The organism is Mucilaginibacter sp. (assembly GCF_028288205.1).
GTDB lineage: Bacteria > Bacteroidota > Bacteroidia > Sphingobacteriales > Sphingobacteriaceae > Mucilaginibacter.
In genome coordinates this window covers 22,317-48,740 of the sequence record NZ_JAQBOD010000004.1, presented here as the reverse complement: position 1 = coordinate 48,740, position 26,424 = coordinate 22,317, and the positions used below count along the sequence as shown (strand labels likewise).

Here is a 26,424-nt window from a genome sequence, read left to right as displayed (position 1 = left end):
TTGAGATGTTAAAAGAAAAGTCGTCTATCATCAAGGTTATTGGTGTTGGCGGCGGCGGTGGTAATGCAGTAAACCACATGTACAAGGCAGGTATTACAGGTGTTGATTTTATAATCTGTAACACTGATGCGCAAGCGTTGGAGTTAAGCCCTATACCCAATAAGGTACAATTAGGCGCAAGCTTAACAGAAGGTATGGGTGCAGGCTCAATACCCGAGGTGGGAAAAAATTCGGCTATTGAAAATATTGACGACATTAAGCAAATGCTGGGCGTTAATACCAAAATGTTGTTTATTACAGCAGGTATGGGTGGTGGTACAGGTACAGGCGCAAGCCCTATCATTGCCAAAGCCGCGCGCGAAATGGATATATTAACCGTTGGCATTATCACTACTCCTTTCTCTTTTGAAGGCAAACGCCGTAAAATGCAGGCCGAAGAAGGGATGGAGGAATTGAAAAAATATGTTGATTCGTTCCTGGTAATATCAAACGACAGGCTGCGCCAGATATTTGGTAACCTAACATTGGGTTCGGCATTTGCACAGGCTGATAATATTTTAACAACTGCCGCCAAAGGTATTGCAGAGATCATAACCTTGCCGGGCTATATAAACGTTGACTTTAAAGATGTGCGTACTGTAATGAAAGACAGCGGCGTATCCATTATGGGAAGCTCGGCCGCCGAAGGCGAGAATCGTGCATTAAGAGCAGTTGAAGGCGCGTTATCATCGCCATTATTAAAAGATAATGAAATTGAAGGCGCGCGTTATATCCTTTTAAATATTAGCTCGGGCGAGAAGGAAGTAACTATGGACGAGGTAAGTATTATTACCGACTATATTCAGGAAGAAGCCGGCCTTGCTGCCGACCTGATATGGGGTAATTGCAAAGACGAAAGCCTGGGCGATAAAATATCTGTTACTATTATAGCTACCGGTTTCCAAACTAAGGATGAGCGCGAGAAAGAATACAGCACCAAAAAGATAGTATCTATGCTGGTGCCTGATGCGCCAATGGTTAAGCCGGTTAATGAGTTTATAAATCATGTGAGTGAAGGCACTACTGCCGAGCCTTATATGAAGCAACCAAAAGAAGAGCAAAAACAAGCCGGGTTATTCGACCTGTTTGCAGCTACACGCACCGAAGAGCCATCTGTAATAAAATATAATTTTCAGGAAATTGACGAGCAGCCGATAGGCGAGAACGAAAATGAACTACCTGAATTTACATTCAAGCTATCAGACCCTGAAACGGAGACTATTATTAACTTTGAAGCTGCGGTTGAAGAGGAAATAGTTGAACCCCAACCCGTTGTTAATGCGGATGAGCATAAAACCGACGAATCTATAGAGGAACAATTACGAAAATCCCGCGAGCGTATTATGCGCTTAAAAGATCTGAGTATGAAATTGCGTACCGGTAACATACAGGAACTGGAAAACGTTCCTGCCTATAAGCGTAAAGAAGTATCATTGCAGGAAACCCCCGCATCTGACGAAAGCCAGATATCCAGATTTTCTTTATTGCCTGATAATGAGGGTAAAATAGAGATCCGCGATAGCAATTCATTCTTACACGATAACGTAGACTGATTTTCAGGTCAATGATTAAGAATCAAAAATAGGAATCAATTTACACAAGTAAATTATTTTTCCTATCTTGACTCATGGTTTTTGACTCTTGTTTCTAATTTTGGAAGCGATATAAAACCTTATATTTGCAGCCGAAAACGATAAATAGGGATAGTAATTTGGATTTATTTGATAAAATAACGAGCAGTATGGGCGGTCCTCTTGGACAGCACCAGGAATGGTCGCATGGATATTTTTCGTATCCGAGGCTTGAGGGTGATATTGGCCCGCACATGCAATTTAACGGAAAAGAACATTTAGTTTGGAGCCTTAATAATTACCTGGGATTGGCTAACCATCCCGAAGTTAGGGCAGCTGATACGCAAGCCGCCGCTGATTACGGTATGGCTTACCCAATGGGTGCGCGCATGATGTCTGGCAATTCTGTCCATCACGAAGAATTAGAAACCAGCCTTGCCGAATTTGTAGGTAAACCCGATGCTTTCCTGCTTAACTATGGTTACCAGGGAATGGTATCAATAATTGATTCATTGGTTAATCGTAATGATGTTATAGTTTATGATGCCGAGTCGCACGCCTGTATTATTGACGGCTTGCGCATGCATATGGGTAAACGCTTTGTTTACAGGCATAATGACCTGGCGAGTTGCGAAAAGCAATTGGAGCACGCTGCTCGCTTAGTTGAACAAACAGGTGGTGGTATATTATTAATTACCGAAGGTGTTTTTGGTATGTCTGGTGCCCAGGGTAAATTAAAAGAGATAATTGCACTTAAAGGCAAATATAATTTTCGCATACTGGTTGATGACGCGCATGGTTTTGGTACCATGGGTAAAACAGGAGCCGGTACCCACGAGGAGCAAGATTGTATTGATGAAGTAGATGTGTACTTTGCCACCTTTGCCAAATCAATGGCGGGTATTGGTGCATTTGTTGCCGGAGAGAAGCAGGTGATTGATTATTTGCGCTACAATATGCGTTCGCAAATATTTGCAAAGGCCTTGCCAATGCCAATGGTATTGGGGCTTAAAAAGCGCTTTGAGTTGCTTAAAACCCAACCGCAGTTACGCAAAAAACTATGGCAGATAACGGCTGCCCTGCAATCCGGATTAAAAGAGCGCGGTTTTGATATTGGTGTTACTAATACTATGGTTACCCCTGTATTTTTGAAAGGCGACTTGTACGAAGCAACCTCGCTTACACGCGATCTGCGTGAAAACTATGGTATATTCTGTTCAATAGTAATTTACCCGGTTATACCTAAAGGATTGATCTTGTTAAGATTGATACCTACCGCCGCGCATTCATTAGAAGATGTGCAACGTACACTGGATGCATACAGCGAAATGGGCGAAAAACTAAAAGCCGGGCATTACAAAGAAAATATGACGACCGTTTAGTAAAAAACTTATAACTAATAATAAGCTTCTGCAATTTACAGGCAGGAGCTTTTTGTTTTATATAGGTTTGATATAAAAGCAATTGGTGTAAGTAATGGTAATTTTTTGCCAGCGAGCGACAATATTGGGCCAAATATTATTTTTAACGAAAATTTATTATAATATTGATAAATTGATAGCTTTTTAAGCTATTCTTGCTAAGAAGGCATAAAGCTAAAATGGTTGAAAATGTGGAAAAAAACACTGTTTAAAGCATTTATAACTATTTTTTTTTCAATAAAAACATTTTAGATTAGCTTTTACAAAACAAAAACCTCAATAATATTTTAAAAGGAGAAATTAAATGAAAAAATTCACTGAAGTAAAAAACTTAATTGCATCGCTTGAAGCGGATGCTGACAAGTTTTACACCAAGGGTAACAGTGCAGCCGGTACCCGCGTTCGTAAAGGTATGCAAGACCTTAAAAATTTAGCTCAGGCTATTCGTTTAGAAGTTCAGGAAGCAAAAAACAAAGCGTAAAGAACGCAAAGTATTTTTTGTATTTACTAATAAAACCCGGCTGCACGCAGCAGGGTTTTTTTTTGTGCTTTTAGATTTGGCAACTTTTTAAAAGTTATCAAATCTTTAGGTTAAAATTTTTGAATTTCTTTAATGATCTGCCCGGCAGTGTAATCACTAACCTGTACAAGGGGCAGGCGTACCGTATCACCACAAATACCTAACTGTTTTAGCGCTGTCTTTACACCTGCGGGGCTGCCTTCCACAAAACATAACCTGGTAAAATCAATCAGATCATAGTGCCCTTTTTGCGCGGCTTTAAAATTATTATTTAAACACAGACGGATCATATCAGATGTTTGGCGGGGCAGCGCATTACCTATTACTGATATAACACCCACAGCTCCTAAAGCAATCATAGGGAAGCTAACCGGGTCATCGCCGGATATCATTAAAAACCCCTCCGGCTTATCGCGCATGATCTGGTTAATTTGGTCAAAATTGCCTGATGCTTCTTTTATACCAATTATGTTCTTAAAATCTCGGGCCAGCCTAATAGTAGTTTCAGCACTAACATTGCTGCAGGTACGGCCGGGTACATTATATAAAATTACCGGCAGAGAAGAGTTTTCGGCAATTGCTTTGTAGTGCTGGTAAATGCCTTCCTGTGTAGGCTTATTGTAAGCCGGGCTTGCAGATAATATAGCATCGTAACCGGTTGTGTCAAATGCTGCCACCTGCTCAACAACTTCGGCTGTATTATTACCGCCTATGCCTGCTACTAAATTTACACGGCCCTTTACCATATCGGCAGTAAAGGCCCATATTTTCTTCTTTTCTTCTGAATTTAATGTGGCGCTCTCGCCGGTTGTACCTAATGACACAAGGTATTCTACCCCGCCATCAATTAAATAATTGATAAGGTTTTTAAGCCCGTCATAATCCACTTGCCCGTCTGCATGAAAAGGGGTAACTATAGCTATCCCAGTTCCGTAAAATTTGTTCATGTTCACAATTAAAGGGTGCTAAGATAATAATTTGTTTATAGATATGACTTTTGATTTAATTCATTACGCTTGTTTCAGCCAACGGATAAAAGGTAAAATAAAAATGGCTTAGCCTAAAAGCGTTATAGAATTACAAACTGATTCCCAGCCGGATAGCTGAATGTATATTACTGCCGCTATTATACGAAGTGCCATATAGCACCTTTAAATTAAGATACTGAACCCCCAGTCCTAACTCGTAATAATTTTTCAGTTCGGGCGAGCTGAGATAATTAATATGCACAATTTCCTGTAGTTTAAGCTTTCTGATGATAGGAATCTTATTGGTGATGAACCCTGAAAAGTTATGTTCAAAGTGCCCCTCTATATATTCGGTACGGGTACTGTAGGTATAATAATTAAGTAGTAAAAAACTGCTGATGCCGCCCCTGTAAAAAAGGCCTTCATTTCCCCTGAACTGGTTGTAATCCGGATAGTATAAACTTGAAGCGGTTAAAAATTTACCTGCTCCTATAAAAAAAGATGTATGGCCGTAAACCCCCATGCTGATGTCTGATTTAGAAATATCTGCAGAAAGCTTACCATAATCAACATCCGAGCTTAATACATTTTTAATGCCCTTGGTAAAGCTTAACCCTATAGTTGGGTATGGCGATGGCAAATAGCGCCTGCCATTAGGATGAGTTTCATATTGGTTACTAAAATCATAAGTGGTGCGTAAGCTGAGTTTGAAGGATTGATTCTGAGGAAATAGAGGTATGTTTTGTGCCGGCAACAAAGGATTATTAGAAGTATACACATTGTTATTAGAAAATGAATATGCCGATGTATTAGGTAACCAATTACGATTTGCCCATTCAACTGTAGCAACAGCTTGCCAACCACCTGTTATACGCCCCGAAAGTGATGCGGATGCAAATTGCTTTTGATAGAGCTTTTGATAATTCTGTTTTGCAAACAGGCCATGTACCGTATTTGATAAAGTAGAAATAGGTTGAAGGTTATTCATATCTACTATATCAGATCCGGCATCAAGGCCAAGGGTAAACTGACTAACCGGGATAAGCATATTAGCCCCGCCGTTAAGTATATGGTCTGAAATACCATATCCAATATTTGCGCCAACTCTAAAGAACCGGTTATTTGCAGTATCGGTCATTTTGGTAAAGGATGTTTTGTAATTAAACGCGAACCCCTGCACGGTATTAAAAAAGAATGTACCTAATAAAGGATCGAAACGGTAATACTCTTTTTTATAACGGTCACGTAAACTCATGCCGCTAAGTGTGAGCCTTAAGAGGTTAAATTTATTATTTACTTTATCTATCGAGTCAAGATAAGGCTTTGATTCGCGCTTTGCCGCCAGCACTTCTTTCTTTTTATAATCCGTCTTTTCTTCGCTGGTTAAGGGGATGGGCCTTTCCTGTTGCCAATAGGTGCTATCTTTTTTATTAATTCCTTTAGTAATGCGTAGCACCTCGTTAAAATCCTTTTTATTAAAAGTGGGGTTAAGGGCGTAATTTTTATAAACCGATATAAAATAACCGCCCAGTTTAAAACCAAATAATCCACCGGTAAAATCAAACCTGATGGTTGATGTCATCCAGGCCTTATTACTTACCGGTACAAATTGCTGATTTATTTTAATGGTATCAGCAAGGCTGATGTTAGCTTTTTTGGTGATGTATAAGTCAAGGGCAACCAGCCGCCAGCTATCATCCTGTATATAAACATAACCTTCAAAACAGGGGTCGTGCGCCCGGCGTGGTATCACCTGTATTTTATTAATTGTTTTTCCGTTTTCAACAGTTTCGCCAATGTATTTATAGTTATAATAAAATAAAGCATTATCAGCTATAGGCGATATAAGCGGCCGTAAGCTTATGCCCACCCATGTTTCAAAATTCTCATAAAAATTTACCCGCAGATCTGATGCTCTGTTAAAGCTGAATGCCCGGTTACTGCCCGATACCTTTGATGATATCATTTCTTCATGCACCTTACCCGGATACATAAAACTATATTTTGATTCGGATTCTGATAGATACACAATACCCCTGCGGTTAGAGTCAAGACCTATTTGCCGCCCTATCTGGTTAATATCGCGGCCCAGGAATTTCTTAGGTGCATCTAATAATTTTTGCAGCCCTTTAATATAAACATCGCAGGTATACGCCTTTACTTCGTTTAAATAGGTTTTACGTTTTTTTATCGCTTTGCGGATAATTGCATACGCCGGGTCCTCGCCATTGCCGGTGATAGATACCGTTTGCAACTGGTAAACTGCTGTGCTGAGCGTTATATTAATGACCTTACTTTCTTTCAGATCAACCTTGCGGGTTTCCTGCTTAAGGCCCATAGCTTTATATTGCACCACATACTGGCCGGGTTTTAATTGAAGCGAATAATCGCCCTCGCTATTGGCAGATGCACCCAGCGTGGTGTTTTGAATATACACACTGGCAAACGGCACAGGTTTGCCATTATCATCAGTAATTTTGCCGCTTACGCTAACTTGTTGCGCCGATACTTTAAAACCAATAAAAAATAAGAAACAGATAAAGGCAGACCTCATGTATGGAGCGGGGTTTATGCGAAGATGCATTTTATTGATAAAAGGTTGTAGATAATAGATGTTAAATTATTGTTAAATACATAAACTACACGTCATTGCTAAGCGTGTCCGTCCGCCAGGAATGAAGGGTGCGTTTGAACAGTCGGACACATAACTCATTGCGAGGAACAAAGCAATCTATGCACATGCAAATCAATGTCCGGTATATTTAATATTGATAATTTCGCACCTTTACTAAGAAATGAGATTTATCATATCGAATGTCTGTTACCGAATTATCTGACCTTTACAGCAATGACGTGGAGAAGAAGAGCGAGCCTATCCAATCATCCCCATCAACTCCGCATCACTAATAATAGGGATATTCAACTTTTGCGCTTTTTCCAATTTTGCCGGGCCCATGTTATCGCCGGCTATCAGGTAGTTTAATTTGGCTGATATGCTGCTTAATATTTTACCACCATTTTGCTCAATGATATCTTTTAACTCATCCCTTGATCTTTCGAAAGTGCCGGATATAATAAAAGTCTTGCCTGATAATGCCTCGCTTTGCAATACCACTTCTTTTTCGTCGCTTACAAACTGTAACCCTTGTGCCTTTAATTGCTCAATTTCTTCACGATGTTTCTCATTGCCAAAGTATTCTATTAAACTATGGGCAATGCGTTCGCCAATTTCTTCGGCAACTATCAATTCATCAAGGGTTGCTGCCATCAGGTTATCAATATTTTTAAAATGATGCGTAAGTTTTTTAGCTACCGTTTCGCCAATGTAACGAATGCCTAAGCCAAAAAGCACTTTTTCAAAAGGCATCTGCTTAGACTTTTCAATACCCTCCAGCATATTATTGATGGATTTTTCGCCAAACCTACCCATTTGCTTCAACTCATCAGCATGTTCATGCAGTTTATACAGATCGCTTATGTGCCTGATAAATCCTTTCTGATATAAGGTCTCGATAGTTTCATCGCCCAGGCCATCAATATTCATGGCTTTACGACCAATAAAATGCTGCATTTTGCCCGTTATTTGCGGCGGGCAACCCTCATCATTAGGGCAATAAAAGGCAGCCTCGCCTTCCTGGCGCTTTAATGGAGTGCCACATGCAGGGCATTCGGTTATATAATCAATGGTGGGTGCCGATGGATCACGTTTCTCTAAATTTACTTCTATGATCTTCGGAATAATTTCGCCGCCTTTTTCTACAAAAACCCAGTCGCCTTCATGCAGGTCAAGCCGCAGCATTTCGTTAGCATTATGCAGAGTGGCGCGTTTTACCGTGGTGCCTGCCAGCAATACCGGCTTTAAATTGGCAACGGGTGTAACTGCACCGGTACGGCCCACCTGGTAGCTTACGCTTAACAGTTGGGTTTGTACCTGCTCTGCTTTAAATTTATAAGATATGGCCCAGCGTGGCGATTTGGCCGTGTAGCCTAACTCTTGCTGCTGCCCGTAACTGTTTACTTTAAGCACAATACCGTCAATATCATAGCTTAAACCAAAGCGTTTTTTATCCCACTCGGCAATAAAAGCCAGCACACCGTCAATATTATTACAAAGCCTGCTATGCTCATTAACATGAAAACCCCAACTTTTAACAGCTTGCAGGCTTTCCCAATGCGTTTTAAACAGCGGTTTTTCGGTATACAAAAAATATAAAAAGCAATCAAGAGGTCGTTTAGCAACCTCGCCCGAATCCTGCAGCTTTATAGTACCCGACGCAAAATTACGGGGATTGGCATAAGGTGGTTCGCCATTTTCTATGCGCTCCTCGTTAAGCCTTTCAAAAGCTTTAAGGTGCATAAATACTTCGCCGCGTATCTCAAACTCATCCGGGTAGTTTCCTTCTTTTAATTGCTTTGGGATGCTTTGTATGGTGCGCACGTTGGTAGTTACCTCATCACCTTTTACGCCGTCGCCGCGGGTAACGGCGCGGGCAAGCTTACCATTTTCGTAAGTCAGGCTCATGGATAAGCCATCAAACTTTAGTTCACATACATATTCAAAATTATCGCCTATGGCTTTACGTATGCGCTGGTCAAAATCAAGCAGCTCCTGCTCATTATAGGTATTACCTAATGATAGCATTGGCCAGCGGTGTTTAACAGTCTTAAACTCCTTGGTAATAAAACCACCTACCCGCTGCGTTGGCGAATCAAGATCAGCAAATTCAGGGAATTGCTGTTCGAGCGCGTTCAGGGCCTCCAGTTTTTTATCAAACTCAAAGTCGGATATGGCAGGCATAGCCAACACATAGTAATTATAGTTATGTTGTTTTAACTCTGCCGATAAGGTTTCTATTTGTTTTTTAGCTTCTGCCGGTGACATGAAGCGAAGATAATAAATTGATTAATGACGAATGCTTTTTTATTTAAACACCAGGGCGGACGTATTAAAAAAAATCCACCATCCCAACCCTCTTTACCGCTTGCGGAAGAGAGGGTGATCGAGCGACTTAGCGATGATCGGGTGAGTACTAACAAGGCGACATTACCGCTAATGCACGGTGGCGATTACTCACCCCGACTACGCTACGCTGGTCGGCCCTCTCTTCGCTGCGCGGAAAGAGGGCAAAGAAATTTTAATGCATCTACCCTGATTTAAACACCCATCCCTCATCCATAAAATTAAAATTACAAATATTGATTTTTTGATTTTTTTTTAGATTTGAAACTCCAATTATTAAATTATTTGTATGAAAAAAGCTACTAAATTTTTACTATCACTAAGCATGCTGTTTGTGCTTGGAATTACAGCAAGCAACGCGCAAATGTATGTATCTAAGATTCCACCTGTCCCTGTAAGAAAAAGAGCTCCCCAACCTTCGCCTAAATACGTTTGGATGGCGCCCGAATGGGATCCGTATGGACACTATTATATGGCAGGATTTTGGGGGTTTCCCCCGCAAGCGGGAGCAATATGGATACAGGGCCGGTGGAGTAAAACCCCAAAAGGATACACCTGGATAGGCGGCCATTGGAAATAAATAACAGCACCCAAAAATTGATCGCCCCGGATGTAGTATTTGGGCGTTTTTTTGCCCAAAAAATTAAACTTTTTTGTTTGTGCGCTGTCTTTAGTTATATAATTAATACAATATTATTATGAAAAAACTAAAGAGAATTTTATTTGCATCAGCAGCTATAGTGCTATTTGTAATTGCAAATGGCAGCGCACAAGTTGTAGTAAGAACCCGTATGGTACATCATCGTACGGTAACTGTTCGTCCTGCCCGGCCTTCTGCAAATCATGTTTGGATTGAAAGCGAATGGACCCCCAGGGGCAGAACCTATGTTGAACGCCCGGGATATTGGGCCGTTGCCCCGCATCCGGGTGGGATATGGGTATCAGGCCATTGGGCTCATCACCCGCGGGGTTATGTTTGGGTACCGGGACATTGGAGATAATATATCTCATCTAATAAAGATCAAGACTTACGCAATTTTTAAACTCTGTAAGTCTTTTTTATTTGCTGTATAATCGTATTATTGCTATAATGAAACGATTATTTACCAACCTAACCTTCCAGGTACTTATTGCAATTGTGCTTGGCATTATTGTAGGGCTATATTTTAAGCCATTTGCGCCAACCGCACAGCTCATCAGCAAAACATTTATCAGCCTGATAACTATGCTGATAGCGCCTATTATTTTCTTCACCATTGTGCTGGGCATTGCCGGTATGAGCGATATGAAAAAGGTAGGCAGGGTAGGAGGCAAGGCATTGCTTTACTTTGAGATAGTTACCACGTTTGCCCTAATTATAGGTGTAACGGTAGCCAATATTGTTAAACCCGGCGAAGGCTTTGTAAGCACTGTAAAGGCTGATACCAGCAAGCTTGCGGTTTATCAAAAGGCCGCGTCAGAAATGCATTGGGGCGATTTCATAGCCCACATTGTACCCGCCAACGCTTTTGATGCTTTTGCCAAAGGCGATATTTTACAGATATTATTTTTTGCCATACTATTTGGTTACGGACTAAGCCGTATGGGAGAAACCGGGCGTACAGTTATCGATTTCTTCGAAAAGCTATCTAAAGTATTCTTCAACATTATGCACATCGTGATGAAGGTTGCGCCGATAGGTGCTTTCGGCGGCATGGCTTATACCATAAGTACCTATGGTATTAAAACGCTGCAACCTTTGGCATTGTTAATGGCATCTGTTTATATCACCATGATCCTATTCATTTTTGTGGTATTGAATATCATTTGCCGTATATATAAATTCAGCCTATGGCAATACCTAAAACATATTAAGGAAGAAATACTGATTGTATTGGGTACCTCATCATCAGAATCGGCATTGCCGGGTATGATGGAGAAGCTGGAGAAATTTGGCTGCTCACGGTCTGTCGTTGGCCTGGTTATCCCGGCAGGGTATTCTTTTAATTTGGATGGTACAACTATCTATTTATCCATGTCGGTAATATTTTTGGCGCAGGTATTTCATATCCCGCTATCAATAGAGCAGCAACTGGGCATTATCGGTATCTTAATGATAACCTCTAAAGGCGCGGCAGGTGTAACAGGCAGTGGCTTTATTGTGCTAACTTCAACCCTGGCAGCTATAAAAGTTATCCCGGTAGAAGGTGTGGCGATATTGTTAGGGGTAGACCGGTTTATGTCGGAAGCGCGGGCAATCACCAATGTAATTGGTAATGGTGTGGCTACTATTGTGATTGCGAAAAGTGAGGGGGAGTTTGTTAGTCCGGAATTGAAGGCATGATAAGAATAATTTTTATAGCAATAATATCGTTAGGCTTTACGAATATAGCAGGAGCTCAAAAAAAGCATTTCGGTTCTGGACGAAAAATATTAATGTTTGATGGGAAAACGCCAAAGAAATTTTATTTTCCTGTTGATGAATCAAAAAGAAATTCAGGTATTACTTCGTTTGAAAATCTATGGTATTCGCTGAAATTAGAGGCTATGAATGAGCCTGTCATATATAAACATAAATCAGGAGTCAATAGTTATAGGTTCACATGGCTCAGATCGTTTCATCACCCTATTGCTATTAGAATAAATAAAAACAACAATGTGTATTCGATTTATTGGAAAATGAGCGATAATGGAAAATACGAAAAGCTTGTTACGGATAAACATAAAATCATAAGTAAGGCAACGTGGGACTTATTTGAAAGTAAATTAAAGCAATTAGATTATTGGAAGATGGGTACAAATAGCAATGAACGATCAGGTATGGATGGTGCTCAATGGATATTAGAGGGGAAAAAAGCGAATACTTATCACCTTATTGTTAGATGGTCTCCAGAATCAAAAAGTAAATATTATCAATGCTGCGATTATTTAATTGGGCTAACTGATTTAAAAATTCCCGCTAGGGAGAAATATTAATAGCCCTCTTTCTGCGGATCGGTTGTGTAAGTGTCCGTTTATTTCAAAACCGTCCGGTTCTTCCTTTTAACCAGTTTGTATGCTGATTTCCAACATCCACCCGCTCAATCGCCGCGCAGGCGTTGTTCTTTTCCTTGATGAAAAGAACCAAAAATCAAGTCAGCAAAGAGGCTTCTCTGCCGCACAGGCCTTTGCCCGGCATCGCAGGTAAAACCACGGGCTACGTTCTTTTGCCCTGCTGACGCTCACGCAGCCCTCGCTTCTGCAAAACCCCTGATGCCCCTCCAACCACACGGGCTGGCTGTTTTACCTGCGCTCATCCGAAGCTTTTTTGCTGCCGGCTGTGGGTTAAGGCCAAGATTTTAGTAATTCTGAGCAATCAAAAAAGAAGCGGTGGCCTGTCAGGGCGCGCGGCCGGGAGTTTTGCCTTGAGCGGTGGCAGCGATCGGCCTGACTTGATTTTTTGGTTACTTTTGTATCAAGACAAACAGTAACAGCCACCGCGGCAATTGAGCGGGGCAAGCCAAGTGCGTTAAGGCCATAAGTGACAGGTAACGAAGCGACAGACAAACCAGTATCAACTCCCTGCTTTGTAAATTTTTCATCATCAAACAAAAAATTCACCCCTCAGACCCTTAGGGGGCGAAAAATAATTTTAGCTTTGCGCTACAAAAAGAAATAAGACCAATGAGTGTACTCGTTAATAAAGATTCTAAAGTTATAGTTCAGGGCTTTACAGGTAATGAAGGTACCTACCATGCATCGCAAATGATAGCTTATGGTACCCAGCTTGTTGGTGGTGTAACGCCTGGTAAAGGCGGACAAACACATTTAGACCGCCCGGTATTTAATACCGTTGCCGATGCTGTTAAACAAACAGGTGCCGATGTATCTATCATTTTCGTTCCGCCTGCATTTGCAGCCGACGCGATAATGGAAGCTGCCGAAGCCGGTATAAAAGTTATCGTATGTATTACCGAAGGCATTCCAACTAAGGATATGATACAGGTAAAAGAATATTTAACCGATAAAGATTCACGCTTAATAGGTCCTAACTGCCCGGGTATTATTACTGCCGATGAGAGCAAGATTGGTATTATGCCGGGCTTCATCTTTAAAAAAGGTAATGTAGGTGTGGTTTCAAAATCGGGCACGTTAACTTACGAGGCGGTAGACCAGGTTGTTAAAGCCGGTTTAGGTATTACTACCGCTATTGGTATTGGCGGCGACCCAATTATAGGTACCCCAACCAAGGAAGCGGTTGAGTTGTTAATGAATGATCCGGATACCCACGGTATCATTATGATAGGCGAGATAGGCGGAGGCATGGAAGCCGAAGCTGCACATTGGATAAAAGCAAACGGTACTAAACCTGTAGTAGGTTTCATAGCCGGTCAGACTGCGCCTCCGGGACGCCGTATGGGCCATGCGGGTGCAATTGTTGGCGGTGCCGACGATACCGCTGCTGCCAAAATGAAAATTATGCGTGAATGCGGCATCCGTGTTGTAGAATCGCCTGCGGAGATTGGCGCTGCAATGGCCGAGGAATTGGCTAAGTTAGCTAAGTAGAGGTAAAAGGTTTGCTTGCAGATATTAAAATCCCAGTCAGTTTGACCGGGATTTTTTATTGGTCTGAACCATGATTAATAGATTTAAGGATATCTTGATTTTGATTAGGTAATCATGGTAATCCTACAAATCATGGGTCAAACAATTTTCATTCACTAATTCATTCATTTAATAAATCAATAATTAAATTTTGTATCTTGGAATATCTCAATCGCGTACTTTATGACAGTTAAAAATCTACCTCACCTTATTGCTGCAATTACCTTATCGGTGGTTAGTTTAATGGCGTCCGCGCAGTCTTACAAGCCTGCGGTATTTGCGGACGCGGACAGGCTGAAAAAGATAGAATCAACCTATGCCATAATAGATAAACTATATAAAGACTATGCCGAAAAAAACCATTGGCCCGGCATGGCCTATGGTATTGTTGTTGATGGCAAATTGGTACACAGCGGGGGGATAGGTTATACCGATATTGATGCAAAGATACCGGCAGATGCGAATTCAGATTTCCGTATTGCTTCCATGACCAAAAGCTTAACCGCTATGGCCATATTAAAGCTGCGCGATGAAGGCAGGTTGAAGTTGGATGACCCGGCTTATATGTATATCCCCGAAATGAAGGGATTGAAATATCTAACCAAAGACGCTACACCCATCACCATAAAAAACTTATTGACCCATACATCCGGATACCCGGAAGATAATCCATGGGGCGACAGACAACTGGCCGATAGTGACGACGAATTGATAGCGCTTTATAAAAAAGGTATTTCTTTTTCTAACAATCCGGGGTTAGGCTATGAATATAGTAACCTGGGCTTTGCTACTTTGGGATACATCATAAAAAAAGTATCAGGCAAAACTTACGAGGATTATATAACCGAATATATTTTAAAACCGTTGGGCATGACCCATACTTATTGGGAATACACCAAAGTGCCTAAAAATAAACTGGCACATGGCTACCGCTGGCTGGATAATAAATGGGTAGAGCAACCTTTACTACACGACGGTTCTTACGGTGCTATGGGTGGTTTAATAACTACCATAGAAGATTTTAGTAAATATATGGCTGCGCATTTGGATGCCTGGCCGCCAAGGGATGATGCCGAGACCGGTCCGATAAAACGCAGCTCCATCCGCGAAATGCAATACCCGTGGGATGTAAACGCGCTATCATCAAATGCAAAAACTACAACCGGCAGGCCGTGCCCTAATGTTACGGCTTATTGCTATGGTTTGCGTTGGGAAAAAGATTGTGATAACCGCACCTATGTTGGCCATACCGGCGGTTTACCGGGCTTTGGCAGTCAGTGGAACATTATGCCTGAGTATGGCATCGGCGTGGTTTGCTTCGCTAATTTAACCTATGCAAGGGCAGGGGCGCCCAATAATCAGGTACTGGATACCTTGCTTGCACTTTCGGGAATAAAACCAAGGCAATTACCTGCTTCAGCCATATTAGAGCAACGAAAAAGCGATTTGCTAAAAGTAATTGCCAACTGGAGCACCGCAAAAGCCAGTGGCATATTTGCCATGAACTTTTTTATGGATTACTTTCCCGAGCAGTTAAAAATTGCCGCTGCAGACGCGTTTGCTAAAGCGGGTAAAATAACCGGTGTTGGTGAGATAGTAGCAGAAAACCAAATGCGCGGCTACTTTATTATGCAGGGCGAAAAAACAAATATCCGCGTAGCGTTTACCTTAACACCAGAGACGCCGGGATTGATACAAGAGTATCATTTGGATGTGGTTAGTAAATAGCGTAGGATGCCATGCTGAGTCCGTTGAAGTATGAGCGTAAAGGCATTTATACACACTTCGGCGGAGTTGTGTGACACCCATTTTGTTTAGGTCAAACCAGTGTCAACATCCATTTCAAAACAATCAATCCCCTTAATTTGTCGTATATTGTATAAGTGTGAAATCAATATTTCACTTAATTAATAATTAATATGGAATACAATAATTTAACACCCGACGAAGAATGGGTGATATTACATAAAGGAACAGAGCAGCCATTTACCGGGTCATTATTAAATAATAAAGCAGAGGGTTTATACGTTTGCAAAAGATGCGATACGCCATTATATACTTCTGAAACAAAGTTTGAATCGCATTGTGGATGGCCAAGCTTTGATGACGAAATACCCGGCGCTGTTAAACGTGTACCGGATGCGGATGGACGCCGCGTAGAAATTGTATGTGCTAATTGCGGTGCCCACCTGGGGCACGTATTTGAGGGCGAATTTTTAACCCCAAAAAACACCCGCCATTGCGTTAATTCTGTTTCTATGAAATTTGTTCCAAAAACATAACAAATATTTAGTCCATTAATTTAATAATTAGTTAATGGTGTTTTAATGTGCTACTAATCACCCGTTTCTACTCTCCACAAAAATTTTGTTTATAACTTATAGGGGATGTGTAAAACTATCACTAACAATGGAAAATCTCAAACCATATCTTTGGATTATAAGTTCTTTAAAGCTATCCAAATTATCGGTGATCCTTGCCGGTAAAAATGGAAAACCATGATAAAATCATGGGCTGATGTACCTGTTAAGTAATTTAGTAAGGATTAGTGAGGGTGATTGTTTAGAGTAGTTTAAGGTGATAGAAATGTATTTATCATTGTTTAACAACAACTACCCGGCGGCATTGTCGGCTAAAATTACCAGGCAGCAGGTTTTAAAAACTTTAGAAGTTGAATATTAAAAAATTGTAACACATGGCGGAAGAAACTGAATTATTATTGAAAGAGAACAAGGATCGCTTTGTTATTCTACCTATCAAATATCCCGCTATTTGGGAGATGTATAAAAAATGTGAAGCAAGTTTTTGGACCGCCGAAGAAATTGACCTTTCTGATGATCTGAAACATTGGGAAAGTCTTAACTCAGGCGAAAAACATTTCGTGTCGCACATTCTTGCATTTTTCGCGGCAAGCGATGGTATTGTGAACGAAAACCTGGCTGTAAATTTTATGAGCGAGGTACAATTGCCAGAGGCGCGTTGTTTCTACGGTTTCCAGATCATGATGGAGAATATCCACTCTGAAACCTATGCGCTGTTAATTGATACTTACATAAAAGACCCTGCAGAAAAAGACCGTTTGTTTCACGCTATTGATACCGTACCTTGTGTAGGTAAAAAAGCGGAGTGGGCATTACGCTGGATAAATAACGGATCATTTGCCGAGCGCTTAATTGCTTTCGCGGCGGTTGAGGGTATATTCTTCTCAGGTAGTTTTTGCTCTATATTCTGGTTAAAAAAACGTGGTTTAATGCCGGGCCTCACCTTTAGCAATGAACTGATATCCCGCGACGAAGGCATGCACTGCGAGTTTGCTTGCTTGTTATACCGTATGCTGGATAATAAACTATCAAAAGAAGCAGCAACGGCCATCATAACAGATGCGGTTGAAATAGAAAAAGAATTTATCAGCGACGCTCTTCCGGTTAGTTTAATTGGTATGAACGCCAAGATGATGAGCCAGTATATTGAATTTGTTGCCGATAGGTGGTTAGGCGAATTAGGTTATGATAAAGTATACGGTGCAAGCAATCCATTTGATTTTATGGAGATGATATCGCTGCAGGGCAAAACCAACTTCTTCGAAAAGAGGGTAGGCGATTACCAAAAAAGCGGTGTATTAAATAACCAGGAAAATAAATCATTCTCGTTAGACGAGGATTTTTAAGAAGCTGTTTATTATAAATATAATACAATAACAAATGAAGCGTCATTGCGAGGAACGAAGCAATCTCTACAGTTGCAAATCAGTTTGCAAATTTATCACATGGCGTGCAGAGATTGCCACGCTACGCTCGCAATGACGATGTTCAGTTGTTTTAAACAGCTTTTAAAAAATAAGTATTCAGTAATAAATAATAACCGGTTGGTATCCAGTACTAACCATTAAATGCCAAGATTATGTATGTAGTAAAAAGAGACGGTAAGCAAGAGTCAGTAAAATTTGACAAAATAACCGCACGTATTGAAAAACTGTGCTATGGTTTAAACCCCTCACTGGTTGACCCGGTTGATGTGGCAAAAAAGGTAATTGAAGGTTTGTTTGATGGTGTAACCACCTCTGAGCTGGATAACCTTGCAGCCGAAACTGCCGCGTCGTTAACTACGAAACACCCCGATTACGCGTTACTGGCATCGCGTATAGCGGTTTCTAACCTGCATAAAAATACTATCAAATCATTCTCAGAAACTATGCGCCTGTTGTACTACTATGTCGACAGCAAAAACGGCAAAAATGCATCGTTACTGGCTGATGATGTTTGGCAAATAATTGAAAAAAATGCTGAAGAACTGGATAGCAGCATTATATACGATCGTGATTTTGGGTTTGATTACTTCGGCTTTAAAACTCTTGAGAAATCATACCTGTTAAAACTGGATGGCAAAATAGCCGAGCGCCCGCAGCATTTATATATGCGCGTAGCAGTGGGTATTCATAAAGAAGATATCGCAAGCGCGATAAAAACTTATCACCTGATGAGCGAGCGTTGGTTTACACATGGTACACCTACCTTATTTAATGCAGGTACGCCAAAACCACAAATGTCGTCATGCTTTTTGTTAACCATGAAGGATGATAGCATCGATGGTATATATGATACTTTAAAACAAACCGCTAAAATATCACAAAGTGCAGGCGGTATTGGCCTAAGCATACATAATGTACGTGCAACTGGCTCATACATCAGCGGTACTAATGGTACCAGCAACGGTATTATCCCTATGCTACGTGTATTTAATGATACCGCCCGTTATGTTGATCAGGGCGGCGGCAAACGTAAAGGCGCATTCGCGATTTACTTAGAGCCATGGCACGCGGATATTTTTGAATTTTTGGACCTGCGTAAAAACCACGGTAAAGAAGAAATGCGCGCCCGCGACTTGTTCTATGCGCTTTGGGTATCCGATTTGTTTATGCAACGGGTTGAGGCTAATGAGGACTGGAGCTTATTCTGTCCGCATGAAGCGCCGGGTTTGGCCGATTGCTTTGGTAAAGACTTTGAAAAGCTATATAAAAAATACGAAAAAGAGGGCCGTGCCCGCAAGGTTATTAAAGCACAGGAACTTTGGTTCGCGGTCTTAGATGCCCAGGTAGAAACAGGTACGCCTTATTTGTTATATAAAGATGCAGCTAACAGCAAATCAAATCAGCAAAATTTAGGTACCATCAAAAGCTCAAACTTATGTACCGAGATTTTGGAGTATACTTCTGCCGACGAAATAGCTGTTTGTAACCTGGCATCATTGGCATTGCCACGCTTTGTGATCAACGGCGCTTTTGATCATGAAAAATTATATGAAGTAACCTACCAGGCTACCTTAAACCTGAATAAAGTTATTGATCATAATTATTACCCGGTTGAAGAAGCCCGCTATTCAAATTTAAGGCATCGCCCGGTTGGATTAGGTGTACAGGGATTGGCCGATGCATTTATATTATTACGTATGCCTTTTGAAAGCCCCGAAGCTAAGCAACTCAATATAGATATATTTGAAACTATCTACTTTGCTTCAATGACCGCCTCAAAAGACCTGGCTATAAAAGAAGGACCATACGAAACTTTTAAAGGTTCGCCATTGTCAAAAGGCCTGTTCCAATTTGATCTTTGGAAAGTAAAACCAACCAGTAACCGTTGGGATTGGGAAAACCTGCGTTTAGATGTAATGAATCATGGTGTACGTAACTCTTTATTGGTTGCGCCAATGCCAACTGCATCTACCTCGCAAATATTGGGTAACAACGAGTGTTTTGAGCCTTATACCTCAAACATCTACACCCGCCGAGTATTAAGCGGCGAATTTATTATTGTAAACAAACATTTGCTGCGCGATTTAGTGAACCGTGGCCTATGGGATAACACAATGAAAGATAAGATCATCACTGCAAATGGTTCTATACAGGGTATTGCCGAAATTCCGCAAGAATTGAAGGATCTGTACAAAACCGTTTGGGAGATCAAAATGCGCGACATTATAGATATGGCTGCCGATAGGGGTGCTTACATCTGCCAGTCGCAATCATTAAACTTGTTCATCAATTCGCCAAATGCATCCAAATTAACTTCAATGCACTTCTACGCATGGAAAAAAGGTTTAAAAACCGGTATGTATTACCTGCGTACACAAGCTGCTTCGCAAGCTGTTAAGTTTACAGTAGAGAACCAGGGTGGTAAAAATATGGACCCGGTTATACCAGAAGTGGTAGCACAGGTTGAAGACGAAATACCTGCAGGCCCATCTTGCTCAATGGAAGAAGGCTGCGTTACTTGCTCAGGATAAATTAACAGTCTATAGTTAATGGCCGATAGACCATAGTTCTTGTCAAAAGAAGAAATTCAAACTGGCAATGGCTATGGTCTTTTTGCGTTATATTTGTTAGAATATCAGCTATGGACTATCGACTATAGACCATAGACTAAACAATGACCAAGCACGAAATAATACCCTGCGACCGTTGCGGAGCCCGCATTGAATGTAAGGCAAACGCTTACACCAAATGCCAGTGCAGCGTGGTGCAGCTTACTTTAAACGAAGTGCAATACATCAGCGAGAATTATGAGGGCTGTATGTGCGCAGCATGTTTGCTGGCCTTGCAGGAGGAGTATAGGGAAGCGATGGGGATAAACGGATAATAAAATAATAAAAAGGGTGTCATTTTAAGTAACCTATATTTGCGTTTGCAAATAACCGCATTGAAAATTACACAATATAAATAATTGATAATAAGTAACTTATAAAGTTGTCGTTGGCAACGAGTGGACGGTTGCTACGTGAATGACGATCATCTCCCAACGCGTCATTGCGAGGAACGAAGCAATCTCTGCACACGCAAATCAACTGTGAAAAATCTTATTCAGGGCAGTGGATAACACAAGCAACTCTTATATGGAATGTCCTACGAAGAGATTGCTTCGTTCCTCGCAATGACGCTTGGTGAGAAAGCCTGTCCGTCAGCTAATTACCCTCACACCCTTAAAACAATCGGACACACCATACATTATTGTCATCCTGAGTAACCTATATTTGCAAACGCACAAATATCGCTTACTCAGCATGCCTGCCACTTTTGAACAATATAAACTAATATGTCAAAATTTTCCTTACAAGTATTTTGTGAATTTGATCCTCATTATTCTATAGTGATAAAGGATGATGGACGGGTTGCGTATGCCTATCTGTACGAAGGAGAAGATATCATTGGCGATGTTTGGTTATATAATCAGCAGGAAGCTCCCGCTATTTCTTTTTGGAGAGAAGAGGATATGCCTTTTTTAAATCCAAAGGAATACCTGTTGAAAGATGCCTCGATAAAACCTATAACAAATGATAGCGATATAAGATGCGAATGGACGGAATCATTAAATGATGGTTTGATAGAAGTTGGAATCTCGATATGTGATAAATTCATCGCCTGTATTAGCTCGGGCAGTAAACCTGGTTGGTCTGTATTTGTAGTTAAAGATGGGCCGTTGGCTTATGTGTATTGATCCTGAAAGATTAACCTTAATTTAGCAGGTAATGAATTACACCCTCGTAATAAATGGTAAACCCGAAGGCCCTTATACTATAGACGAACTAAAAGCGCTAAACATAAAACCCGGCGATTTTGTAAGAACCGACGCAATGGACGATTACAAGGAGGCCCATGAGATAGCCGAGTTGCGCCAGCTATTCGGCTTTCAAAAACAAGTGCTTATTCAATACTACGGTAGCTTTGATCAGCGACTGACAGCCGCCGCGTTAGATTGGTTCTTTGTGTCCGGCGTATGTATCATCATCGCATTTACCATTTCTTTATTTATCACCAATATGATGATAGGGTTGGCTTTTGCATTTAGCTTGTTAATAGTGATACCGATAGTAAAGTTTATTTACCAGGTGATAATGGAAAGCTCGGCCAAGCAAGCCACCTATGGCAAGCAGCTGGCGGGATTAACAGTTTGCGACATGCAGGGCAACAGGCTAACCCCGGCCCACGCCGCAGGCAGGAATGCCGCCAAGATCTTCTCTGTACTTACTTTATTTATGGGGTACCTGTACTGCTATTTTAACAAGCAGCAACAATGCCTGCATGATAAAATAGCAGCAACTTTGGTAATTAAAGACAGGTTGTAAGTGTATACGGGTGTATATGGGTGTATACGGTGTATACACTTACCGTATACACCTACAGTAAAATTAATAGCATATTAGCAGCAATGCCAATAATCAGCCACAAGAAAGACTAACTACCCCTTTAAAATGGCGGCAGCAAAATCGCGGCATTTTAAAACCTCTTTTACATCGTCAGACCCGGCAGGTATCTTGTACTCCAACTCTATAGTCGCCGGAAACTTGTAATGATTTTTCTTCATCAGTAATAATACATCTTTAATTGGCGTATCACCCTCGCCCCATGGCGTATTTGGCCCGTTATTAAATTTACGGTCCTTAATGTGCATGCTGGTTATGCGGGCGTGGTTTTTCTCAATAAACGGAATAGGGCTGCTGCTGGTACCTGCTACATAATGGCCAATATCCAGGTTAATGCAGTTGTATTCAGACTGGCTCATGGCGGTGTCCCATAAGGTAGGCGTGGCGTTGGTATGGGCATGATAACCTACCCGCATTTTATGTTTGGTAGCCAGGTCGCCAATGCGTTTGGTTTGAGCATCGCTATCGGGCATTTCACAATTACAATGTGTTGCACCAAGCGCCTTGGCGGCATTAAAGGCGTACTCAATTTCTTCATCAGTATTGTTAACGCCAAAAACCACAGGTTTGTAAGCATAGATAGTTACACCCGCATCATTATACATTTTGCGTATCGCCTTAAATTTATCCATTGATATGTTGGCACGCCAGTCGGCCATGGCTTTAGAAAAATCGGCCCCCATCTGCCCGGTAGCACGTTTTGGTGCACCCGCGGTTAGCTCGGCAGCATCACCCCGTAGCTCAACACCGCTAATGTTGTCTTGTAAACAATACTGCAGCATATCCTCGGCAGTAACGTTTTTCATTTGGCCGTAAGAGTAAGTTGTTACACCTATCAATACACCACCAACTACCGAGTTTGGTTTGTCAGCTCCGCTCAAAACTGTGCGGGCAAAAGATATTTTAGGCAGTATCAACGCTCCTGCAGCGGCAACTGCACTGCTGCCAATAAACATGCGCCTGGATAGGTGATTATTTTTCATGAGCCGGATTTTAATTTGTTGTTATAATGGTTGGTGCCAAATTAATAAAATTTAATAAATAAGGCATCGCCCGCAGTGAAATTGTTGCATGTTCACAATACCATTATCGCCATTTATTAACTTTTCATACTAAATACCTATCTTCACGCCCCGAAACTGATTGTTAAAAAGTTTATGAAATTATTAGAAGGAAAGACCGCGTTAATAACCGGAGCGTCAAAAGGTATTGGGCGCAAAATAGCAGAGAAGTTTGCAGAGCATGGCGCTAATGTGGCTTTTACTTATTTATCGTCTGTTGAAAAAGGACAGGCCCTTGAGCAGGAACTGCAAAGCTTTGGTACCCAAATAAAGGGCTACCGCTCTGACGCGTCAAAATTTGACGAAGCAGAAAAACTTATCAATGATATAATAGCCGATTTTGGCACTTTACATATTGTAGTAAATAACGCCGGTATTACCAAAGATGGTTTGCTGATGCGCATGACCGAAGAACAATGGGACGATGTTTTAGAGGTTAACCTGAAATCTGTTTTTAACATAACCAAAGCGGCATCAAAAATTATGATGAAGAACCGCGATGGCGTGTTTATTAACATGAGTTCGGTAGTTGGGGTTGATGGTAACGCGGGGCAGGCTAATTATGCGGCTTCAAAAGCGGGTATTATTGGCTTCTCCAAATCAATAGCTAAAGAGCTGGGCTCGCGTAATATACGTACCAATGTTATTGCCCCGGGCTTTATCCGTACCGAAATGACCGAGGTGTTAGACCCTAAGGTTGTTGAAGGCTGGGCACAAGCTATCCCGCTTAAACGCGCTGGTGAAACTGCAGATGTAGCCAACGCCTGTGTTTTCCTGGCGTCAGATATGGCAACTTATATTACCGGGCAGGTTATCCCTGTTGATGGGGGAATGTTGTAGTTAGTAATTAGAGGTTAGTGATTAGAGATTGGTATAAGTATTTTACAGTTTACTTTTATCCTTTACCATAAAAAAACAGCATATTTGAAATACAGATATGCTGTTTTTATTTTCAATTACCTGGGGAACAATTTCGGGATGGTGGGCGCCGGTATGCCTGCTGTTGGGTGTATTATATGCCTGGGTGATGTACCGCCAGCCGGTGCATTTGGCCGATAAGTTCCGCTATATTTTATCTGCCGTAAGGGCAATAGCTGTGTTTTTTATTGCTTTGCTGCTGGTATCGCCACTGGTAAAATCTACAAATTACAAGCCGCAAAAGCCGCTTATTTTAATAGCACAGGATAATTCAGAATCTATAAAACTATTTAAAGCTCCGGCCAAAAGCGATAGAAAAGTCTCCCCTTCCGGGGGAGATTTAGAGGGGGCTAAATTTGTTGACGAACTGGGCAAGCTCAAGCAACAATTAGGCGATGGGTATGAGGTGCAGGAATTTAATTTCGGGCACGACCTTAATAGCGGTCTATCTAAAAGCTTTAATGCCAGGCAAACCAACATCGCCGCCGCGCTGCACCAGTTGAATGACAGGTTTGTAAACCAAAATATAGGTGCATTAATATTAGCTACCGATGGCTCATACAACCAGGGTAGCGATCCGCAATATGAGGCGCGCAATTTTAAAACCAACATCTACACCGTTGCGCTTGGCGATACTGTTGCCAAACGCGATTTGTTAATAGGCAACGTTAACTACAACAAAACCGCTTTTTTAGGCAACGATTTTGAGATAGAGGTTTTGGTCGAGGCCTGGCAAAGTAAAGGCGAAACCATGCACTTAACCGTTACCGAAGATGGCAGGCAGGTAAACTCGCAGATCATTGCGGTTAATAGCGACGGGTTTAAAAAATTGCTTACTATTAAGTTAAATGCTGATAGGAAAGGCATCCATAAATTTAACATCGGCATAATGCCGGTTAAAAATGAACTGTCTACACAAAATAATACAGAGACTATTTATGTAGAGGTACTGGACGCCAAACAGAAGATATTGCTGTTATATGATGGTCCGCACCCGGATATCAGCGTAATACGCCAGGCCATAGAAAGCAATAAAAATTATGAGGTTAAAACAAGTCTAACAGCTGATATAGGATCAGTAAAGCTGAGTGATTATAGTTTGGTTATACTTTACCAGCCATCGGCAATTAGCTTTGGCACGTTGAAGGATTTTATCGCCAAAGGCAAAACACCGCTTTGGTATATGCTGGGTGCGCAGGCTGATATTTTTAATTTTAATACGCGGCAAAAGCTAATCCGTATAAGCACTGCCCGGCAAGAGATGCAGGAAACGTTTGTACAACCTGTGCCGGATTTTTCATCATTTACCTTATCAGACTCTACCCTACAAAAAATAAGCAGGATGCCGCCTTTATTGGCACCATTTGGCAGTTATACTGCTTCGGTTGCTAACGGCGTGTTGTTTAAGCAAAAAATAGGATCGGTAGCAACAAGCTATCCTTTACTTTTATTTGGGGACGATAATGGCAGGCGCACAGGTGTGCTTACTGCCGAGGGTTTATGGCGTTGGCAATTAACGGAGTATCAAACTTACGGTAATCACCACGCGCTGGAAGAATTATTTAACCAAAGCGTACAATACCTTACCGCCAATGCCAACAGGCAACGTTTTAGGGCCTATCCAGCAAAAAACATTTTTGATGAGGGTGAGAATGTATTGCTAAATGCCGAGCTATATAATGACGCGCTTGAGCTGACAAACACCCCCGACGTAAAAATAGACCTTAAAACCACCGACGGTAAAAACTACAGCTTCTTATTTACCCGCAACGGGCAAAGCTACCAGCTGGATGCCGGGACGTTGCCGGTTGGCGAATATACTTACACAGCTAACACCAAACTGGGTAACCGCCTGTTCAATGCCAGCGGGCAGTTAACCGTTAAACCGCTTAATTTAGAGATCCGCCAAAGCGCGGCCAACCATCAGCTGCTTAGAAATATAGCCAAACAAAGCGGCGGCGAAATGCTGCAACCATCGCAAATTAATAAGTTGGTGAACCTGATAAAGCAAAACGAAAACATTAAGACCCTGGTATATGAAGACAAACACTACAGCGACCTGATAGATGTTAAATGGATATTTGTGCTGATAATAGCTTTGTTAGGGGCAGAATGGTTTTTAAGGAAACGGGAAGGGGAGGTGTAAAGAAGATTTTAGTTAAATTAAAAAATCTTATTAGGTAATTACCTAAACATTTCTATTTTTGTGC

General features: G+C 41.4%; 22 protein-coding genes. 18 read left to right on the top strand and 4 right to left on the bottom strand.

Features of this window, described 5'->3' with window-relative positions:
- From ftsZ to JWR23_RS00710, 3 genes are all read left to right on the top strand, one after another.
- On the top strand, window positions 1-1,592 hold a 1,592-nt coding region (gene ftsZ, locus JWR23_RS00720), incomplete at its 5' end, for a cell division protein FtsZ (RefSeq protein ID WP_299511685.1).
- Between the two features lie 158 nt (window positions 1,593-1,750).
- Window positions 1,751-2,992 (top strand): aminotransferase class I/II-fold pyridoxal phosphate-dependent enzyme, encoded by a 1,242-nt coding sequence (locus JWR23_RS00715; RefSeq protein WP_299511683.1) that lies wholly within the window; start codon window positions 1,751-1,753, stop codon window positions 2,990-2,992.
- Window positions 2,993-3,335: 343 nt separating this feature from the next.
- Entirely contained in the window at window positions 3,336-3,512 is a 177-nt protein-coding gene (locus JWR23_RS00710; protein ID WP_299511681.1) for a histone H1, read from the top strand.
- Between the two features lie 110 nt (window positions 3,513-3,622).
- On the opposite strand, the gene dapA is transcribed toward JWR23_RS00710, so the two are convergent.
- From dapA to ligA, 3 genes are all read right to left on the bottom strand, one after another.
- Window positions 3,623-4,498 (bottom strand): 4-hydroxy-tetrahydrodipicolinate synthase, encoded by an 876-nt coding sequence (gene dapA / locus JWR23_RS00705; protein WP_299511679.1) that lies wholly within the window; start codon window positions 4,496-4,498, stop codon window positions 3,623-3,625.
- A gap of 130 nt (window positions 4,499-4,628) precedes the next feature.
- A complete protein-coding gene (locus JWR23_RS00700) occupies window positions 4,629-7,073 on the bottom strand; it encodes a DUF5686 and carboxypeptidase regulatory-like domain-containing protein (protein WP_299511677.1) in 2,445 nt (814 codons plus the stop codon).
- A 318-nt stretch (window positions 7,074-7,391) separates the two neighbouring features.
- Entirely contained in the window at window positions 7,392-9,401 is a 2,010-nt protein-coding gene (gene ligA, locus JWR23_RS00695; protein ID WP_299511675.1) for an NAD-dependent DNA ligase LigA, read from the bottom strand.
- Between the two features lie 367 nt (window positions 9,402-9,768).
- Between ligA and JWR23_RS00690 the strand changes: the two genes are divergently transcribed.
- From JWR23_RS00690 to JWR23_RS00630, 13 genes are all read left to right on the top strand, one after another.
- Entirely contained in the window at window positions 9,769-10,059 is a 291-nt protein-coding gene (locus tag JWR23_RS00690) for a hypothetical protein (RefSeq protein ID WP_299511673.1), read from the top strand.
- 118 nt (window positions 10,060-10,177) lie between these two features.
- A complete protein-coding gene (locus JWR23_RS00685; RefSeq protein ID WP_299511671.1) occupies window positions 10,178-10,480 on the top strand; it encodes a YXWGXW repeat-containing protein in 303 nt (100 codons plus the stop codon).
- An 89-nt stretch (window positions 10,481-10,569) separates the two neighbouring features.
- Entirely contained in the window at window positions 10,570-11,802 is a 1,233-nt protein-coding gene (gene dctA, locus JWR23_RS00680) for a C4-dicarboxylate transporter DctA (RefSeq protein ID WP_299511669.1), read from the top strand.
- The gene (locus tag JWR23_RS00675; protein ID WP_299511667.1) at window positions 11,799-12,434 is read left to right on the top strand and encodes a hypothetical protein; all 636 of its coding nucleotides are present in this window, start codon (window positions 11,799-11,801) and stop codon (window positions 12,432-12,434) included. Before dctA ends, JWR23_RS00675 begins: the two co-directional genes overlap by 4 nt.
- Window positions 12,435-12,513: 79 nt before the next feature.
- Complete coding sequence (locus JWR23_RS00670) at window positions 12,514-12,645, top strand: hypothetical protein (protein WP_299511664.1); 132 nt, start codon at window positions 12,514-12,516, stop codon at window positions 12,643-12,645.
- A 476-nt stretch (window positions 12,646-13,121) separates the two neighbouring features.
- Window positions 13,122-14,003 carry a succinate--CoA ligase subunit alpha gene (gene sucD, locus JWR23_RS00665; RefSeq protein WP_299511662.1) on the top strand — a complete coding sequence of 294 codons (882 nt, stop codon included), beginning with the start codon at window positions 13,122-13,124 and terminating at the stop codon, window positions 14,001-14,003.
- 222 nt (window positions 14,004-14,225) lie between these two features.
- Window positions 14,226-15,770, top strand: a complete 1,545-nt coding sequence (locus JWR23_RS00660; RefSeq protein ID WP_299511660.1) for a serine hydrolase — start codon at window positions 14,226-14,228, stop codon at window positions 15,768-15,770.
- A 191-nt stretch (window positions 15,771-15,961) separates the two neighbouring features.
- Complete coding sequence (locus JWR23_RS00655) at window positions 15,962-16,324, top strand: methionine-R-sulfoxide reductase (RefSeq protein WP_299511658.1); 363 nt, start codon at window positions 15,962-15,964, stop codon at window positions 16,322-16,324.
- 413 nt (window positions 16,325-16,737) lie between these two features.
- Entirely contained in the window at window positions 16,738-17,709 is a 972-nt protein-coding gene (locus tag JWR23_RS00650; protein WP_299511656.1) for a ribonucleoside-diphosphate reductase small subunit, read from the top strand.
- A 233-nt stretch (window positions 17,710-17,942) separates the two neighbouring features.
- Window positions 17,943-20,321: a ribonucleoside-diphosphate reductase subunit alpha gene (locus tag JWR23_RS00645; RefSeq protein WP_299511654.1), complete on the top strand. Its 2,379-nt coding sequence runs from the start codon at window positions 17,943-17,945 to the stop codon at window positions 20,319-20,321.
- 143 nt (window positions 20,322-20,464) lie between these two features.
- Window positions 20,465-20,674, top strand: coding sequence for a cysteine-rich CWC family protein (locus JWR23_RS00640; RefSeq protein ID WP_299511651.1), 210 nt, complete (start codon window positions 20,465-20,467; stop codon window positions 20,672-20,674).
- Between the two features lie 453 nt (window positions 20,675-21,127).
- The gene (locus tag JWR23_RS00635) at window positions 21,128-21,529 is read left to right on the top strand and encodes a hypothetical protein (RefSeq protein ID WP_299511648.1); all 402 of its coding nucleotides are present in this window, start codon (window positions 21,128-21,130) and stop codon (window positions 21,527-21,529) included.
- A gap of 31 nt (window positions 21,530-21,560) precedes the next feature.
- Window positions 21,561-22,157 (top strand): RDD family protein, encoded by a 597-nt coding sequence (locus JWR23_RS00630; RefSeq protein WP_299511646.1) that lies wholly within the window; start codon window positions 21,561-21,563, stop codon window positions 22,155-22,157.
- Window positions 22,158-22,270: 113 nt separating this feature from the next.
- On the opposite strand, the gene JWR23_RS00625 is transcribed toward JWR23_RS00630, so the two are convergent.
- On the bottom strand, window positions 22,271-23,218 hold the full coding sequence (locus JWR23_RS00625; protein WP_299511644.1) for a TIM barrel protein: 948 nt from the start codon (window positions 23,216-23,218) through the stop codon (window positions 22,271-22,273).
- A 174-nt stretch (window positions 23,219-23,392) separates the two neighbouring features.
- Between JWR23_RS00625 and fabG the strand changes: the two genes are divergently transcribed.
- Together fabG and JWR23_RS00615 are read left to right on the top strand one after the other, a co-directional pair.
- On the top strand, window positions 23,393-24,136 hold the full coding sequence (fabG, locus tag JWR23_RS00620) for a 3-oxoacyl-[acyl-carrier-protein] reductase (RefSeq protein ID WP_299511643.1): 744 nt from the start codon (window positions 23,393-23,395) through the stop codon (window positions 24,134-24,136).
- Window positions 24,137-24,233: 97 nt separating this feature from the next.
- Window positions 24,234-26,360, top strand: coding sequence for a hypothetical protein (locus JWR23_RS00615; protein ID WP_299511641.1), 2,127 nt, complete (start codon window positions 24,234-24,236; stop codon window positions 26,358-26,360).
- The last annotated feature ends 64 nt before the right edge of the window (window positions 26,361-26,424 follow it).